This is a genomic window from Oscillibacter valericigenes, assembly GCF_021531435.1.
Classification (GTDB): Bacteria; Bacillota; Clostridia; order Oscillospirales; family Oscillospiraceae; genus Oscillibacter; species Oscillibacter valericigenes_B.
In genome coordinates, this window is sequence record NZ_JAFBIS010000010.1 from 26,594 (window position 1) to 43,587 (window position 16,994).

Annotated in this window: 15 protein-coding genes; 5 read left to right on the top strand and 10 right to left on the bottom strand. The window is 62.3% G+C overall.

Going from position 1 to position 16,994, the window contains the following annotated elements:
- Positions 1-9: 9 nt before the first annotated feature.
- From hisB to JQM68_RS07200, 5 genes are all read right to left on the bottom strand, one after another.
- The gene (gene hisB / locus JQM68_RS07180; protein ID WP_235222322.1) at positions 10-597 is read right to left on the bottom strand and encodes an imidazoleglycerol-phosphate dehydratase HisB; all 588 of its coding nucleotides are present in this window, start codon (positions 595-597) and stop codon (positions 10-12) included.
- A gap of 12 nt (positions 598-609) precedes the next feature.
- Complete coding sequence (gene hisC / locus JQM68_RS07185; protein WP_235222323.1) at positions 610-1,674, bottom strand: histidinol-phosphate transaminase; 1,065 nt, start codon at positions 1,672-1,674, stop codon at positions 610-612.
- Entirely contained in the window at positions 1,671-2,963 is a 1,293-nt protein-coding gene (gene hisD / locus JQM68_RS07190) for a histidinol dehydrogenase (RefSeq protein ID WP_235222324.1), read from the bottom strand. The genes hisC and hisD overlap by 4 nt, the downstream gene beginning before the upstream one ends.
- Positions 2,960-4,537, bottom strand: coding sequence for an ATP phosphoribosyltransferase (hisG, locus tag JQM68_RS07195; protein WP_235222325.1), 1,578 nt, complete (start codon positions 4,535-4,537; stop codon positions 2,960-2,962). Before hisG ends, hisD begins: the two co-directional genes overlap by 4 nt.
- 184 nt (positions 4,538-4,721) lie before the next feature.
- Positions 4,722-5,741 (bottom strand): PhnD/SsuA/transferrin family substrate-binding protein, encoded by a 1,020-nt coding sequence (locus JQM68_RS07200; protein WP_235222326.1) that lies wholly within the window; start codon positions 5,739-5,741, stop codon positions 4,722-4,724.
- A gap of 115 nt (positions 5,742-5,856) precedes the next feature.
- Here JQM68_RS07200 and JQM68_RS07205 point away from each other — a divergent pair, with 115 nt between their 5' ends.
- The 4 genes from JQM68_RS07205 to JQM68_RS07220 all read left to right on the top strand — a co-directional run bounded on the left by JQM68_RS07205 (position 5,857) and on the right by JQM68_RS07220 (position 8,586).
- On the top strand, positions 5,857-6,201 hold the full coding sequence (locus tag JQM68_RS07205; protein ID WP_235222327.1) for a cupin domain-containing protein: 345 nt from the start codon (positions 5,857-5,859) through the stop codon (positions 6,199-6,201).
- Between the two features lie 100 nt (positions 6,202-6,301).
- Positions 6,302-6,790, top strand: a complete 489-nt coding sequence (locus JQM68_RS07210; protein WP_235222328.1) for an RNA polymerase sigma factor — start codon at positions 6,302-6,304, stop codon at positions 6,788-6,790.
- Positions 6,774-7,829: a DUF4179 domain-containing protein gene (locus JQM68_RS07215; protein WP_235222329.1), complete on the top strand. Its 1,056-nt coding sequence runs from the start codon at positions 6,774-6,776 to the stop codon at positions 7,827-7,829. Before JQM68_RS07210 ends, JQM68_RS07215 begins: the two co-directional genes overlap by 17 nt.
- Positions 7,830-8,091: 262 nt before the next feature.
- Positions 8,092-8,586, top strand: a complete 495-nt coding sequence (locus JQM68_RS07220; RefSeq protein WP_235222330.1) for a MarR family winged helix-turn-helix transcriptional regulator — start codon at positions 8,092-8,094, stop codon at positions 8,584-8,586.
- Between the two features lie 30 nt (positions 8,587-8,616).
- Here JQM68_RS07220 and JQM68_RS07225 read toward each other — a convergent pair whose 3' ends face one another.
- Positions 8,617-9,048, bottom strand: a complete 432-nt coding sequence (locus JQM68_RS07225) for a ribonuclease P Rpr2/Rpp21/SNM1 subunit family protein (RefSeq protein ID WP_235222331.1) — start codon at positions 9,046-9,048, stop codon at positions 8,617-8,619.
- Between the two features lie 172 nt (positions 9,049-9,220).
- Here JQM68_RS07225 and htpG point away from each other — a divergent pair, with 172 nt between their 5' ends.
- Complete coding sequence (htpG, locus tag JQM68_RS07230) at positions 9,221-11,104, top strand: molecular chaperone HtpG (protein WP_235222332.1); 1,884 nt, start codon at positions 9,221-9,223, stop codon at positions 11,102-11,104.
- Positions 11,105-11,334: 230 nt separating this feature from the next.
- Here the strand turns inward: htpG and JQM68_RS07235 are convergent, their stop codons facing one another.
- The 4 genes from JQM68_RS07235 to JQM68_RS07250 form a co-directional block, all read right to left on the bottom strand.
- Positions 11,335-13,080, bottom strand: a complete 1,746-nt coding sequence (locus JQM68_RS07235) for an NADH-dependent [FeFe] hydrogenase, group A6 (protein ID WP_235222333.1) — start codon at positions 13,078-13,080, stop codon at positions 11,335-11,337.
- Positions 13,074-14,912 carry an NAD(P)-binding protein gene (locus tag JQM68_RS07240; RefSeq protein ID WP_235222334.1) on the bottom strand — a complete coding sequence of 613 codons (1,839 nt, stop codon included), beginning with the start codon at positions 14,910-14,912 and terminating at the stop codon, positions 13,074-13,076. The genes JQM68_RS07235 and JQM68_RS07240 overlap by 7 nt, the downstream gene beginning before the upstream one ends.
- A gap of 257 nt (positions 14,913-15,169) precedes the next feature.
- Entirely contained in the window at positions 15,170-15,463 is a 294-nt protein-coding gene (locus tag JQM68_RS07245; protein WP_235222335.1) for a NifU family protein, read from the bottom strand.
- The gene (locus JQM68_RS07250; protein WP_235222336.1) at positions 15,456-16,991 is read right to left on the bottom strand and encodes an ATP-binding protein; all 1,536 of its coding nucleotides are present in this window, start codon (positions 16,989-16,991) and stop codon (positions 15,456-15,458) included. Before JQM68_RS07250 ends, JQM68_RS07245 begins: the two co-directional genes overlap by 8 nt.
- Positions 16,992-16,994: the final 3 nt, after the last annotated feature.

A 16,994-nucleotide genomic window follows, 5' to 3' on the forward strand; every position in this document is an offset into this window, starting at 1 on the left:
ACTCACTTTTTAAAGAGTACCCTTGGTACTCGGGATCTCATCCAGGTGCTTTGCGTCCGGGGCCACCGCCATTTTCAGCGTCCGGCCCATGCCCTTGAACACCGCCTCCAGGATGTGGTGGGTGTTCTCCCCGGCCAGCTCCCGGATGTGGACGGAGGCGGGACAATTCCGCACGAAGGCCAGCCAGAATTCCTTGGCAAGCTCCGTGTCAAAGTCGCCCACCTTGGCCGTGGGCAGGTCCACCGACCAGCCCAGGTAGTCCCGGCCGGAGAGGTCACAGGCGCACAGCACCAGCGTCTCGTCCATAGGCATCAGGAACTGGCCGTAGCGGGTGATGCCCCGCTTGTCGCCCAGAGCCTCGGTAAACGCCTTGCCCAGGCAGATGCCGATGTCCTCCACGCTGTGGTGGTAGTCCACGTCGGTATCGCCGTGGCAGGTGACGGTCAGGTCAAAGTCGCCGTGGCGGGCGAACAGGGTCAGCATATGATTGAGAAAACCGCAGCCGGTGGCGATTTCCCCTTTTCCGGCGCCGTCCAGATTCAGAGTCAGTTCAATTTGGGTCTCCTTCGTGTCGCGCCGGATAACAGCGGTACGCATAGGCTCCCTCCTTTACAGTTCTTCCAGCAGGCGGGCGATCTCGTCCACCAAAGATGCCATCTGCTCCAGAGAGCCAATGGTGATGCGGACGTAGTCCCGGATGCGGTCAGCGTCGAACCAGCGCACCAGGATACCGTTCTCCTTCAGCTTGCGGTACAGGTCGCCGCCGGGAATCTTATTGGACTTTGCGAAGATGAAGTTGGCCTGGGAGGGCAGGACGGTGAAGCCCAGTGCCTCCAGCTCCCGGACCGTCCACTTCCGGTTGTTCCGGATGGCGGCGGTGCAGGTCTGGAAATAGTCCTCGTCCTCCACGGCGGCGGCGCCCGCCACGATGGACAGGCGGTTCACATTGTAGGGGTTGAAGCTGTACTTCACCCGGTTCAGGGCGGCAATCAGCTCCGGGCTGCCCAGGGCGAAGCCCACCCGCCCGCCGGCAAGAGACCGGCTCTTGGACATGGTCTGGACCACCAGCAGGTTGTCGTAGCGGTAGATCATGGGCACGCAGCTCTCGGCGCCGAAGTCCACATAGGCCTCGTCCACGATGACCACCCGGCCGGGGTCGGCCTCCAGCAGCCGCTGGATGTCTTCCCGGGCCACAGTCATGCCGGTGGGGGCATTGGGGTTGGCGATGACGATGGTGCCGGGGAAGTCCATGTAATCGTCCACGTTCAGGGTGAAGTCCTCCCGCAGGGGGATGACCTTGGCCTCCAGGCCGAACAGGGCCACCTGGGACTTGTAGAAGCCATAGGTGATGTCGGCGTAGGCCAGGGGCTTGCCCTCGCCGCAGAAGGCCCGGAACGCAAAGGCCAAAATCTCGTCGGAGCCGTTGCCGGTGATGACGTTTTCGGGCTGCAGCTCATACCGCTTGGCGAGAGCCTGTACCAGTTGTCCGCAGGTGGGGTCGGAGTACAGGTTCAGCTTCAGCAATTCCGCCCGGGAGATGGCCTTCACCACCTTGGGGGAGGGTGGAAAAGGGCTTTCGTTGGTATTCAGCTTCACATACTGCTGATCCTGAGGCTGCTCGCCGGGGGTATAGGGGGCCAGACGGCTGGCCTCCTTGGAAAGGAACTTGCTCATTTTGCATTTCCTCCTTTTTCATTTCGGATGAGCACGGACCGGGCGTGGGCCTCCAGGCCCTCCCGCCGGGCAAAATCGGCGATACGCTCCGCCACGGGGGAAAGCGCCGCCTGGTCATAGTAGAGAAAGCTGGACTTCTTCACAAAATCGTCCACGCTGAGGGGACTGGAGAACCGGGCCGTGCCGGAAGTCGGCAGGGTGTGGTTGGGGCCCGCGAAGTAGTCGCCCAACGCCTCCGGGGCACTGCGGCCCAGGAAGATGCTGCCCGCGTTGCGGATTTTCGGCAGCAGGGCGAAGGGGTCGTCCACGCACAGCTCCAGATGCTCCGGGGCGATGCGGTTGGCGGCCTCCGCCGCCTTGTCCAGGCTGTCCGTCACGATGATCTTGCCGTTTTCGTCGATGGATTTCCGGGCGATCTCCCGCCGGGGCAGGCTTTCAAGCTGGACCTCCAGCTCCTGCCGCACCTGCTCCGCCAGTTCCCGGCTGTCGGTCACCAGCACGGCGGAGGCCAGCACGTCGTGCTCCGCCTGGCTCAGCATGTCCGCCGCCACCCAGACGGGGTCGGACTTGCCGTCCGCCAGCACCAAAATCTCGCTGGGGCCCGCGATCATGTCGATGGCCACCTGGCCGAACACCTTCCTCTTGGCTGTCGCCACGAAGATGCCGCCGGGGCCGACGACCTTGTCCACCCGGGGTACGCTCTCCGTGCCGTAGGCCAGGGCCGCCACCGCCTGGGCGCCGCCGATCTTGAAGATTTTGTCCGCGCCGGCGATCTTCGCCGCCGCCAGGGCCTCGGCGCTGATATGCCCGTCCTTGTCCGGCGGCGTCACCACCACGATCTCTTTGACTCCCGCGATTTTCGCAGGAATGACGTTCATCAGAATGGTGGAGGGAAAGGCTGCCGGGGCGCTGGGCACACAGATGCCCACCTTTTCAATGGGGGTGTACCGCTGGCCCATGAGGATACCCGGCTTGTCCGTCAGCACGAAGTCCTTGTGGACCTGGCGCTCATGGAAATGCCGGATATTCTCTGCCGCCATTTCCAGAGTTTTGATGAACTCGGTATCCAGGGAGTTCCAGGCAGTCTCAAGTTCCGCATCCGTCACCTGCAAATTCTCCAGCTCCACGCCGTCGAACCGCTTGGTGTAGGCTTTCAGGGCCGCGTCGCCGTTTGCCTTGACCTCCGCCAGCACCGCGTCCACTGCGGCGCTGACATTCTCCTCGGCCTGGATGTCCCGGTTCAGGATGTCCTCCGGCGCCAGCTTGTCAAATTCTAAAATGGGTATCACCGCTCCGTCACCTCCGTCAGCTTGGTCAGGAGGGTGTCGATCTCCCGGCGCTTGAACTGGTAGCTGGCCCGGTTTGCGATGAACCGGGCGGAAATGGGCATGAACTCCGTGATGACCTTCAGGTTGTTTTCCTTCAGGGTGGTGCCTGTCTCCACGATGTCCACAATGACGTCGCTGAGGCCCAGAATGGGCGCCAGCTCAATGGAACCGTTCAGCTTGATGATGTCGATGTCCCGTCCCTGGGCGGCGTAATAGGCTTTCGCGATGTTCACGAACTTCGTCGCCACCCGCAGGGCCCGGCCGGGGTCGTCGGCAAAGTCCTTGGGGCCTGCCACGCACATCCGGCACTTGCCAAGGCCCGTGTCCAGCAGCTCGTACACGTCGGCGCCGGACTCCTGCAGAATGTCCTTGCCCACGATGCCGATGTCCGCCGCTCCGTGCTCCACATAAATTGCCACGTCGCTGGGCTTCACCAGGAAGTAGCGGATGCCGGCGGCGGGATTCTCCACCACCAGCTTCCGGGTGTCGTTGTAATTCTCGGGGCAGCCGTAGCCCACGCCCGCCAGCAGGTCGTAGACCTTGTCACCCAGGCGGCCCTTGGGCAGGGCCACGTTCAGCATGACCTTCTCCCCTGTCTCCGGGGCGGCGTCGGTCAGCCGGGCCAGCTCGTCCAGGTACAGGGCGAAGCCGATGGCCTTGGCACCGGGGCGGAACTGGGCCGCCAGGGGGTCGTACCGCCCGCCCTGGAGCACCGCCCGGGGCAGGCCCGCCAGATACCCCTGGAGCACCAGGCCGTTGTAATATTCCATATCGTTGACCAGGGACAGATCCAGCTTCAGATTCGCCGTCTCGCCCTGGGCCTCCAGCGCCTGGCACAGCGTCCGCAGCTCCGTGAGGGCCGCGCCCATGGCGGCGTTGAGGGCCAGCGGCTCCGCCGCGGTCAGCACGGTTTCCCAGTCGCCTGCGAGGGCGGACAGGCGGCAAAGGGCGTCAGCCCCCTGCCGGGAGAGGCCCGCCTCCGCGGCGCACTTTTGCAGCTCATGGGCATTCCGGTCCCGGATGCAGGTCAGGAGCCTGGGCCGGATGCTCTCCGGCGCGCCGACGGCGTCAAAGAGGCCGGTGACAAAACCCATGTGGCTGATCTCCAGCACGAAATCCCGCTCGGTGCGGGCAAGGCTCCGGATTGCCAGAGACACCGCCTGGGCCGTCACGGCATCGTCCACCGCGCCGATGCACTCCAGACCCATCTGGCTGATTTCCTTGAAGGTGTGGCTCTCCTGGCTGGGGCGGTAGACATTTTCCGCGTAGTAGAACCGTCCGCACTGGCCCGGCTCCACCTGGGCGTTCTTGGCAATGGACAGCGTCACGTCCGGCTTCAGCGCCAGCAGGCGGCCGTCCAGGTCTGTAAAGGTGATGACCTGCTCACTGGAGAGGAAACGCCGGTTTTCCTGATACAGGCCGTATTCCTCAAACCGGCCCATGTGGTACTGCCGGAACCCGGCCTTCTCATACAGCACCCGCAGCTGCAGGGATACCCGCTCCTGGGGCTTCAAAATATTCAGATCTAATTCCATGGAAGGCTCCTCCTCATGGGGCGCAGAAAGCCCCTCTTTCTTTCGGAGTTATTCTACTTTATTTTATTACCAAAGTAAAGTGGTAATTCGGTAGTAAGCGAAATTTTGCTATTTACACAAAACCCAACGGTCAAAAAGGAAAATACAGGGGCATTTTACACCCTGCGTCTCCCATTTGCAATTCCTATCCGAGGGCGGCCAGCCGCCGGGTGGGGTTCAGCTCCGCATCCGTCACCGGGGCGAAGCATTGGGCGCCCAGCACCACCATCAGCTCCGGCTGTTCTTCGCTCATGCGCTGCAGCACCCGCTCCAGCGCCGGGGCAAACCCGTTTTCCGCCAGTTCCGGCCTTACGGCAGCCACCGTGGTGTACAGTGTCTCTGTCACGTCCAGCACCGGGAGTTCGTCCCAGATGCTCTCCGTCCGGCCATAGCCCCGGACGCCGCCCGCCCCGGTGCGGGTATTGTCCAGCGTCCAGACCTCCGCCGCGTCTGTCCGCGCGTCATCCCGGATGGTCAGGGCGTCGATCTCCCCGTTGGCGGCAGCCCGGAACAAATCGTCATAGCTGCCGTACACCGTGACGCTGGCGAGGCCGGACACCCGGTCGCCCTGGTAATTGTCCGCCAGCCACAGGTCGAAGCAGCCGTAACCGCCCAGGGACGCGCTGTCCAGCACGCCCCAGCGGGCCCGGCCCAGCTCATTCCGGGACAGCGGCTTGCCGCTGGAGGCCCGGCCGGAGAGCTGGCCTCCGTACTCCGTGGGCGCGGCGCAGATCAGCGCCCGGGTGCCGGCGCGCAGGGAGCCGTCGTCCAGCAGGCGAGCGTCCGCCAGCAGCGCCGTCTCGCTCCCTTCTTCCGCGAAAACCTCCGCCGGGAGGAACGCCAGATCGATGTTTCCCTCTTTCAGCGCCTGCGCGGTGGCCGCCGGTGAGCTGCCCACGGTGACGGTGACACGCTCTACCTCCGCCAGCCCCGTTTCGTCAAAATAGGTTTTCAGCAGGTTCGGCAGGGTCTTGACCGCATCGGCGAGCTGCTGGGTGCTCAAACCGTTCCGGGGGAATTCCACGGTCAGTTCCTCCATGCGGAGAGGTTCCTCCTCCACGGGCTCCGGCGGTGTGGGAGGCGCAGGCGTCTCCGGCTCTTTTTTTCTGCAGGCGGTCAGAGTCAGCAGCAGGGCCAGCGCCAGCAGCAGAGATACTTTTTTCATATATTGCTCCTTTCCGGCGGCTGGACAAGGGACCGCCGGTCTGATATATTGTAGATAGTCTGATTTTACCATTACGCCTCCGTCCGCGCAAGGGCGGAGCGGAAGGAGGATGTTTATGTACACACTGTCTGAAAACTGTCCCCGGAAGGACGTCTGCGTCCGGGAGGGCAAGGGTCTCATCCACATCAAGGAGCTGACCGATAAGGAGGGTCTGTACGGCCACGGGCGGATGTTCGCCCATCTCACCGTGGACCCCGGCTGCTCCATCGGCTATCACGACCACCAGCATGAGACGGAGTTCTACTACATCATCAAGGGCGAGGCCGTGTTCAACGACGACGGCAGGGAGGTCCTGGTCCACGCGGGTGACATCTGCGCCACGGGCTACGGAGCTTCCCACGGCATGGAGAACAAAACGGATGAACCGGTGGAGTTGATTGCCCTCATTGTCATGGAATAAAGAAAAAAGAGCGGCGCTGCCGCTCTTTTTTCATGCGCGCCGAAAGTTTTTCCTCCTCCAGATCGTATCCCTTATGAGCGCGCTTGAAGGAGCTGATGAAATGAATCCAACGGAACGGGCGGAATACCTGGCGGAGACTTACGCCGATGCCATCCTCCGCCTGAGCTACACCTATTTGAAAAACACCCACGACGCCCAGGACATCTGCCAGACGGTGTTCGTCAAGCTGCTGGCGGAGCCCCGGGACTTTGAAAGTCCCGCCCACGAACGGGCTTACATCCTGCGGATGGCTGCCAACGCCTGCAAGGACATCCTGAAAAGTCCCTGGCGGAAGCGCACCTGCGGCCTGGACACCGCGATGGAGGTCCCGGCGCCGGAGGCGGCGGACGGCAGTCTCTTGGCGGCAGTGAATGCGCTGCCGGCCAACTACCGCTCCGCCATCTACCTCTATTATTACGAGGGTTATCAGGCGGCGGAGATCGGGCAGATCCTGGGCGCCCCCACCGCCACCATCCACACCTGGCTGGCCCGTGGACGGGCGCGGCTGAAAACCATGTTGGGAGGAACGGACTATGAACGAACTGTTTGAATACAGGCAGGCCATGGACGGCCTGCACTATACGGACGAGCAGAAGAAAACCCTGGCGCAGCAGGCCCTCCGGGCGGCGGAGCAGGCTGCGCCCCGGCGGCGCAGACCCGTCTGGCGGACGGCCCTCATCGCCGCTGCTGTGGCTGCGGTGCTGATGGTGGGGGCCGGAGCCACCGGTGTGCTGAAAAGCGCCGTGGACGCCCTGTCCCCCATTTTCGGCGGCAGCGCGGCCCAGACGGAGGTCATTGATAAGATCGGGCGGCCCATCGGCGCGTCCGCCACCGACAACGGCGTCACCATCACCGCCGACGCCATCATCGGCGACACGTACAACGCCGCCATCGTCTACACCATCCGCCGGGACGACGGCACGGCCTTATTGCCTGAGGGCACCGACGCCCGCTCCCTGCTGGTAGGCGGCTTCGGCTTTGCCAACTTTCCCGTCCGGGGCGGCAGCCACGGCAGCTCCTGGTTCATAGCGGATGAGAACGACAGCAGCGCCATTCAGATGGTGCAGACCATTACCGCCGATGTGCCGATCTCCAGTTGTACCGCCACGGCGGAGTTCGAGGACCTGTGCGTCTGGGATGACGCGGCGGGTGAAAGCGTCCCCGCAGTGGAGGGCCATTGGAAGTTCCGCTTTGATGTGGATTACGAGGATTCCTCCGTCACCCTCGGCGGCGGCGAGACCTTCACCCAGGACGGCATGACCTTCACCGTGGATTCCGTCACCGTCTCCCCCATCGCCGTCAATGTGGACTACACCGTGGACAGCGAGGTCCGGTGGAGCGACGCCCCCAGCGGCCGGGAGAACGAGGAAGACAGCCGCCAGATGGAGCGGTACTTCGAGAACGTGGAAATTCTGCTGACGAAGAAGGACGGCACGGTCATCGACATGTCCTCCTCCGGCGGCGGCATCCGGCCGGACCACGGCGTCACCGTCTGCGACAAGGGCGAGGTCTTTGAGGAGATCATCCCCCTGGAGGAGCTGGAGAGCATCTCCGTGGGCGGCATCGTGTACCCCATCTCCGCCGGCTGACGGACATAAAATAAGAGCGCCAGGGTGATCAATCCCGGCGCTCTTTTTTTCAGGCATGCCGTTCCCGGTCGGCAAGGTGTTTCCTGTCAGTGGGTCGCCCCACATTATGTATCATATTCCCAGACTTTTCCGAAGTCAACCGCAATTGTTGCAAGTCGCAACAATTTGTGCAAACCGCAGAAAACAGCCGTCGATAATTGACGGGCCCTGACAAAACCGCTATGATATGAGCAAAGAACACTCGTATATAAGGAGGCGGCATATGGACCCTACCAACCGGCGCATCCGCAAAATCGACCGGGACGCGCAGCGCTTTGTGTCCCTTGCGCTGGGCAATACCGATCTGACCCTGTCCGACTATGACATGATCCATACCGTCCAGCACCGCCCCGGCATCACCCAGGAGCAGCTGCGTCAAAAGTACGGCCAGGACAAGAGCACCATCGCCCGCCGGGCCGCCAAGCTGGAGGCCGGGGGCTACATTGAGCGCCGGCCCCATCCTGAGGACGGCCGCCGGAAACAGCTGTATATCACGGAGAAGGGCTCCGCCGTCCGCAATGCGAAGGTAGAGGCCGAGGCCTTCTATTTTGAGTGGCTCTCCGCCGGTCTGACGCGGGAGGAACTGGACGTCCTGTGCCCCCTTCTGAACCGGCTCCAGCTCAGAAGCCGGGACGAGCGCCGCCAGAAATTCGTCCATTTGCTGGAATTTTATGACCGGACCCACCCCGGCCCGGAGCCTCCCGACAATGAGACATAAAAAAACGGTTCCCACAAGGGAACCGTTTTTTTATGTCTTGGCATGGATCTGCGCACCGCATTTCGGGCAGGTGATGATGATCTTTCCCTTTCCCACCGGCACCCGGCAGATGGTGCCGCAGGTCTTGCAGGTGAAATACTTGTGGTCCTTGTCGGCGTGGCGGGCTTTGGCGCCGGCATTGCGGCTTTTGACGCCCCACCACCAGTTGACGAACTTCTGGTTCTCCGCCCGCCGCTTGGGCAGGTTTTTGGAAAACATCCGGAACAGGATCAGCACCATCAGGGGCCACAGCACGATCTCGCAGATCAGGGCCGGCGTCTGCAGGCGCAGGGCGGAAAACACCACCTGCCCGAAGAAAACGGCGATATATCCCCAGAACAGTGCCCGGTTCATCTGGTCCATGCCGTTGCGTCCATACATGAAGCGAACGATGGCGTTGCCGATTTTCTGGAAAAAGCTCATAGTGCGGGACTCCCCTTTTGATGAACTGGATTTTTTTCATATTTTACTCGCAAACCCACACCGAAACAACTCCCTCCAGCCAGAATTTACAAATTGGTCATTTATTTTTAGCACTCTCTGTGCTATAGTGCTAACTGTTATGAAAATACAATAAAGGAAGTGCAACTGTATCATGGCAAAAAAGCAATTCAAAGCGGAATCCAAGCGGCTGCTGGACCTGATGATCAACTCCATCTACACCCACAAGGAGATCTTCCTGCGGGAGATCATCTCCAACGCCAGCGACGCCTGCGACAAACTGTGCTACCAGGCACTGACGGACGAGTCCGTGGGCATGAACCGCAAGGATTTCAAGATTGAGCTGAAAGTGGACAAGGAGAACCGCCTCATCACCGTGTCCGATAACGGCATCGGCATGGACAAGGATGACCTGGAGAACAACCTGGGCGTTATTGCCTCCTCCGGCTCCTACAAGTTCAAGCAGGAAGTGGGCGACGACGCCAAGGACACCGACGTCATCGGTCAGTTCGGCGTGGGCTTCTACTCCGCCTTCATGGTGGCGGACCACATCACCGTGGTGACGAAGAAGTACGGCAGCGACACCGCCTACATGTGGCAGTCCGCCGGCGCCGACGGCTACACCATCACGGAGTGTGAGAAGGACACCGTGGGCACGGACATCATCATGCACGTCAAGCCCGACACCGACGACGAGAAGTACAGCGAGTTCCTGGAGTCCTGGCGGCTGCAGGAGCTGGTGCGGAAGTACTCCGACTATATCCGCTTCCCTATCCGCATGGAGGTCAGCAAGACTCGGAAGAAGGAGGATTCCCCCGACGACAAGCCGGAGTATGAGACCTACACCGAGGTGGAGACCCTGAACTCCATGGTGCCCATCTGGCAGCGCCGGAAGTCCAACGTGAAGCCCGAGGAGTACAACAAGTTCTACCGGGACAAGTTCCACGACTACACCGACCCCCAGCGGGTGATCGCCGTGTCCGCCGAAGGCGCCGTCACCTACAAGGCCCTGCTGTTCATCCCCGGCGCCACTCCCTACGATTACTACACCAAGGAATACGAAAAGGGCCTGCAGCTCTACTCCAACGGCGTGCTCATCATGGACAAGTGCGCCGACCTGCTGCCGGAGCACTTCCGCTTCGTCCGGGGCGTGGTGGATTCCCCCGACCTGAGCCTGAACATCTCCCGTGAGCTGCTGCAGCACGACCGCCAACTGAAGGTCATCGCCGCCAACCTGGAGAAGAAGATCAAGAGCGAACTGGTCAAGATGATGAAGGACGACCGGGAGGGCTACGAGAAATTCTGGAAGAACTTCGGCCGCCAGCTGAAATTCGGCGTGGTCAGCGAGTACGGTGCCCACAAGGACCTGCTGAAAGACCTGCTGATGTTCTACTCCTCCACGGAGAAAAAGCCCGTCACTCTGGGCGAGTATATCAGCCGGATGAAGGAAGACCAGAAGTATATCTACTACGCTTCCGGCGAGACCCTGGACAAGGTGGATAAGCTGCCCCAGACGGAGCTGCTGAAGGACAAGGGCATCGAGATCCTGTACTTCACGGAGGACATCGACGAGTTCTGCGCCCAGACCATCCGCAGTGAGGATGACAAGGAGCTGCGCTCCATCCTGGACCAGGAGATCGAGGAGGGCGCCGAGAAGAAGGCCGAGGAAGCCTCCGACGCCCACAAGTCTACTTTCGACTTCGTGAAGGAAGCTCTGGGCGACAAGGTCAAGGAAGTCAAGGCCAGCGCCCGGCTGAAGTCCCACCCTGTCTGCCTCACCGCCGGCGAGGGATTGAGCTTCGAGATGGAGAAGTATTTCCAGTCCGTCCAGCCCGACTCCACCATCAAGGCGGACCGCATCATGGAGCTGAATGTGGACCATCCTGTGTTCCAGGCACTGGAGACCGCCGTCACCGCCGACCCGGACAAGGCCAAAAAGTACGCTGAGCTGCTGTACAGTCAGGCGCTGCTCATCGCGGGCCTGCCCCTGGAGGACCCCTCCGGCTACACCGACCTGGTGTGCGAGCTGATGAAGTAAATCACAGCCTGCCTAATGTCTCGCTTTTCTGGCCGCACTGCGGCCCGAAAAGCTGCCGCTGCGCGGCGCAAACGCCTGCTGAGGCAGGCTTTTTGCAGACATTCGATCCAACACGAAGGGGCTCCCGCCCCCTCGTACTCCCCCTGCAAGCCAAAACCTTTCTGAACAAAACGGAAGTTTTTCGACAAGCTGGAATCTGCCCGCTGCTTGCGCAGCGGGCAGATTTTTTATCACGGTTTTTCGGGCATGGCGTCCCAGGCGTTGTGATCGGTATGCAGCAGATGATGGGCCTTTTCCCCCAGGGGCTTTTTCAGGTAGGCCCGGTACAGCGTCTGAATATCCGGGTTCTCATGGGAGAAGCGGATGTCTGCATTGGCGTCCAGCTTCCACAGCTGGCTGCTCCGGGACGACGCCATCTCCACGCCCTCATGGATGGGCTGTCCGCCGCCGCCGGCGCAGCCGCCGGGACAGGCCATGACCTCCACGAAGTCGTAGTCCGCCTCGCCGCTGTCCACGGCCTCCATCAGCCTGCGGGTGTTGGCCAGGCCGCTGACCACCGCCACCCGGACGTTCCCGGCACCGGGAATGTCAAACGTGGCTTCCTTCCAGGGCTTGCTGCCCCGCACCTGTTCAAAGGCGTCCGGGTCGGGGTTTTTGCCCGTCACCAGATAGTAGGCGCTGCGCAGGGCCGCGTCCATGACGCCGCCGGTGGCGCCGAAAATGACCGCCGCGCCGGTGCCGGAACCCAGGGGGCTGTCGAAGGGCTCCTCCTCCAGGTCGGCGGGCACGATGCAGTCGCTGCGGAACAGCCGCACCAGCTCCCGGGTGGTCAGCACCACGTCCACGTCCCGGTCGCCGCAGGCGTCCCGCATGGTGGGCAGCTCGCTCTCCGCTTTCTTGGCGGAGCAGGGCATGATGGAGACCACGCACATCTTGTGGGGGTCAATGCCCATCTTCTCGGCAAAGTAGCTCTTGGCCACCGCGCCGAACATCTGCTGGGGGGATTTGGCGGTGGAGAGGTTCTCCGCGTAATCCGGGTACTGGGTCTTGAGGAACCGTACCCAGCCGGGGCAGCAGGAGGTGAACATAGGCCAGCGGTACTTGCCCCGGTGAGTGAACCGCTCGATGAACTCGCTGCCCTCCTCCATGATGGTCAGGTCGGCGGAGAAGTTGGTGTCGAACACATAGTCAAAGCCCAGGCGCTTCAGGGCCGCCACCAGCTTGCCCACCGGCACCTGCTTGTTCTTGTTCACGGCGCCCAGCACTTCCCCCCAGGCTACCCGCACGGCGGGAGCCACCTGGACCACAGTGGTGATCTCTGGGTCCGCCAGGGCCCGCAGCACCCGGTTGGTGTCATCCCGGACGGTCAGGGCGCCGGTGGGGCAGTGGGTGACACACTGGCCGCAGAAGGTGCAGGCCGTGTTTTTCAGATAGCGGTTGTAGCTGACGTCCACGGTGGTGCGGGAGCCGGTGCCCGCCACATCCCAGATGTGCATGCCCTGAATTTTATCGCAGACCTGGATACAGCGCATGCACTTGATGCACTTGCCTGCCTCCCGGACGATGGGGACGCTCAGGTCCACCCGGGAGCGCTCCGGCTGCACGTCGTAGGGCTGGTAGTGGATGTTCAGGTCGTGGGACAGCTTCTGCAGCTCGCAGTAGCCGCTGCGGATGCAGGTGGTGCAGGTGGAGTTGTGCTGAGACAAAATCAGCCGAAGGTTGGTCTTCCGGGCCTGCCGGACCCGGGGAGAGTTGGTCTGGATGACCATGCCCTCCAGCACCTCCGTGTTGCAGGCGGGGACCAGGCGGTCGGTGCCCTCGATCTCCACCACGCACATCCGGCAGGCGGCGATCTCGTTGATGTCCTTCAAAAAGCACAGGTGGGGAATGGGGATGCCGGCCTTTTCAGCGGCCGCCAGGATGGTCGTGCCCTTGGCTGCGGACAGCTCCCGGTCATTGATCTTGAAGTTTACCATTTTTCCACACGTCCTCCCTTGAAGATTCCATACCCGAAGTGGTCGCACCGCAGGCAGCGGGAGGACTCCTGGGCGGCCTCCTCGTCCGTCATGCCGCATTCGATGCACTGGAGGTCGCACTTGCGCTCGCAGGCGTCCCGCTCCGTGGCGTCCACACGGCCCCGGGGCCGCAGGTCGGTGCAGCGGGGCGTGGGCACCGTGACGTCCACCTTGATCTCATGGTTGAAGCCCAGATAGTCGTCGATATTGGCAGCCGCCGCTTTGCCGGCGGCGATGGCCCGGATAACGGTGGCGGGGCCGGTGACGCAGTCTCCGCCGGCGAACACGCCCTCCATATCGGGGATCTGGGTGCTGGTGTTGGCGGCCACATTGCCGCCCCGCTGAATTTTGATGCCGCTCTCTTCCAGGCCCCGGGACTCGATGCCCTGGCCGATGGCGACGATGATGGTGTCCGCCGGAATGCGCAGAGGCTCCACGGAGGCGGTGCTGGGCCGGGGACGGCCCGCCTTGTCCACCTCGCCGATGATCTGGGGCTGGGTCCACAGGGCCGTCACATGGCCGTTTTCGTCCGCCTCGATCTTCAGCGGTGCCTGGAGGGTCAGGACCTCGGCGCCCTCCGCGATGGCGCCCTCCACTTCCTCCTGCTGGGCCGTCATATCCTCCTGGCGGCGGCGATAGACGCAGGTGACCTTGGCCGCGCCCAAGCGGATGGCGCTGCGGGTCACGTCCATAGCCACGTTGCCACCGCCGATGACCGCCACGTTCTGGCCGGTGAAGTCCGGCATCTCGTCGTCACCGATGCGGCGCAGCAGCTCCACGGCGGACATGACGCCCGCGCTGTCCTCGCCCTCGATGCCCGTCTTTTTGTCGGTGTGGGCACCGATGGAGATATACACGCAGTCGTGTTCTTTCTTGAGCTGGTCAAAGGTGACGTCCTGGCCCACCTTGACCCCGGTATGTACCTCGATGCCCAGGGAGAGGATGGAGGCGATCTCCGCGTCCAGCTTCTCCCGGGGGAAGCGGTAGCTGGGGATGCCGTAGCGCATCATGCCGCCCAGCTTGCTCTGCTGCTCGTAGACCGTGACCTTGTGTCCCATGAGCGCCAGGTAGTAGGCGGCGGAGAGTCCGCCGGGGCCGCCGCCCACGATGGCCACGGATTTTCCGGTGGCGGGAGCCTTTTTCGGCTGGGGCACGTCCCCGGCGTGGTCCACGGCGTAGCGCTTGAGGCCCCGGATGTTCAACGCGTCATCCACCATGTTCCGGCGGCAGCGGGCCTCGCAGGGATGCTCGCAGATATAGGCGCAGGCAGTGGGGAAGGGGTTGTCCTTGCGGATGAGCCGGACGGCGTCGGCGCAGCGGCCCTCGTTCACCAGGGAGATGTAGCCGGGAATATCCACACCGGCGGGACACAATGCCACGCAGGGCACGGGGTTTTTCAGAGTTCCCAGGCAACGGTGGTGGAGGATGTGCTCCTCGTAATCATCCCGGAAGCCCTTCAGACCCATCAGCACCAGGTTGGCGGCGTCGATGCCGATGGCGCAGTCCGCCGTATCCACGATGACCTGGGCGGTGGCCTCGATCCGGTCCAGGATCTTCAGCTGCGGTTCACCCTCCAGCACCTCCCGGATCATGTTGGAGAGCTGGGCCAGACCAATGCGGCAGGGGACGCACTTGCCGCAGGTCTGGGCCTGGCACAGGTTCAGAAAGTTCAGCGCCATGTCCACCGGGCACAATCCCGGAGGGCTGGCGGCGATCCGCCGCTCCATATTGCGGTATAACTGCTCCACCACGGCTTGGGCAGCGCCGGGCATTTTCACTTCTAATCTGCTCATATCTGTTGTCCCTCCTTCTGGCTGGTACCGCAAAAGCGTGGTAACCTTAACCGTATTGATGTCAAGTATAACGTAAACTTTGCGTAAAATCAATGTAATTCTAAAAAATTTTTAGGTTGTATAAAAATTTGTTATTTCACAAACCATGCGGTCAGATGCCCGAAACTCCCCTGCGAAAAAGCGCCGGACTCGTCCCTGCGGCAAGGATGAGTCCGGCGCTTTTGGCCGTATACAGGCGTGGGTATCGCGTTTCTCCTTTACAGATGGTGGTCCCGCAGGAGCCGCTTGGCCTGCTCCCACAGCTCGTCGCTGACGGTCTGAATGACCGCCACCTTCTCCACCAGCTCCGGCAGGGCTTTCACCACTTCCGCCTCCACCAGTGTCTCGTTGGTCAGGTCGGCGGAGGGGCATCCGGCGCACTGGCCCAGCAGCTTCACATACAGCACCTTGTTCTCCAGACGGTCCACCTGGATCTCCCCTCCGTGGGCCCGGAGGGACGGGCGGACCTGCCGGTCCAGCACTTCCTCAATGCGCTTCAGATCTTCACTCATGGCTTCTCTCCTCCAGTTCCGCCGCTTTCGCCGCGGCAATGCTCTCCCGGATGCGGTGCCGGGTGTCGTCAAACAGCAGTTCTTTATTATGCCGGAAATAGGCGTCACAGCCGAAATTCTCCACGAACCAGCTGGTGTCATACCCCGCCGTGACCTCCGTCACGAACAGCACCAGCTCCTGGTCCTGGCCGAAGGTCTGCTCCAGGAAGCGGAAGGTGTTGTCAAACATGGCGCCGGTGTCCGCGCCCAGGGTCTTCCGCTTCTCCACCTCGCCGCCGAACCAGCCCCGGACGGTCTCCATGGCCTCTGCCGGGTCGGTGACGTCCTCTTTTGCCAGCTGCTGGCGGTAGTCCTCCAGGGTGTTGACCTCCCACATCCCCAGGTCCCGAGTCTCCTTTTCCAGGCTCCCGGCCTCTTTCGCCTGCCGCAGCTTCTCCTGCCGCTGCCAGATGAGCTGGCCCAGTACCGCCTGGGGCTCCGCGCCGTCGGCGGTCTTGGCCTTGAAGTCCAGCAGGGCGGTGTGGAGGGCGGTGGTCAGGGCGTCCTGCTGCCGAACGGCCCGGGCCGATTCGGACAGGCGGCTCAGCAGCAGTCCCATGACGGACAGCTTTTCGTCAAAGGGGGCCTCCCGCAGCTCCAGCATGGTGATGTTCTGCCAGGTGCCCTTCACGATGTCGTCCACATGGTAGGTCCGCTGGTACTTGTAGTACAGCTCCAGATAATTTGCGAAATCCTTGGCGATGCGAGGCAGCTGGATGTACTGCCCCACCACCTCCCGGTCCACCCGCAGGCCCAATTTTTCATAGGCGATGATAAGCTCGGAGAGGTCCTCCCAGCCACGGGCGGTGGCAAACTGCAAGCCGTCCACGGTGGTCTCGATGCGGTAGAAGTTGTCCTTCTTGATGTCGAGATAGGAGATGACGGCGCCGTGGATGCCCTTGCGCCGGGCGTATTCCTTCCAGACGGCGAAGTCCTCCGTCACGTCCATGCGCTTCACCCGGTCCAGCGTCACCACGTCGAAGTCCCGGACGGACTTATTGTACTCCGGCGGGTTGCCCGCAGCCACGATGAGCCAGCCCTCCGGCAGACGCTGGTTGCCGAAAGTCTTGCACTGCAGGAATTGCAGCATCATGGGGGCCAGCGTCTCGCTGACGCAGTTGATCTCGTCCAGGAACAGGATGCCCTCTTTCAGCCCCGTCCGCTCCATGAGCTGGTAGACGGAGGCCAGTATCTCGCTCATGGTGTACTCTGTAATGGAATATTCCTTGCCGCCGTAGGTGCGCTTTTCAATGAAGGGCAGGCCGATGGCGCTCTGACGGGTATGGTGGGTGATGGTGTAGGCCACCAGGCCCACGCCTTCCTCCGCCGCGATCTGCTCCATGATCTGGGTCTTGCCGATGCCCGGAGGGCCCATCAGCAGCACGGGCCGCTGGCGGATGGCGGGAATGAGGTAGTTCCCCAGCTCGTCACGGGTGAGATACGCCTTTAAGGTGTTGGCGATCTCCTGTTTTGCCTGTTTGATATTCATATT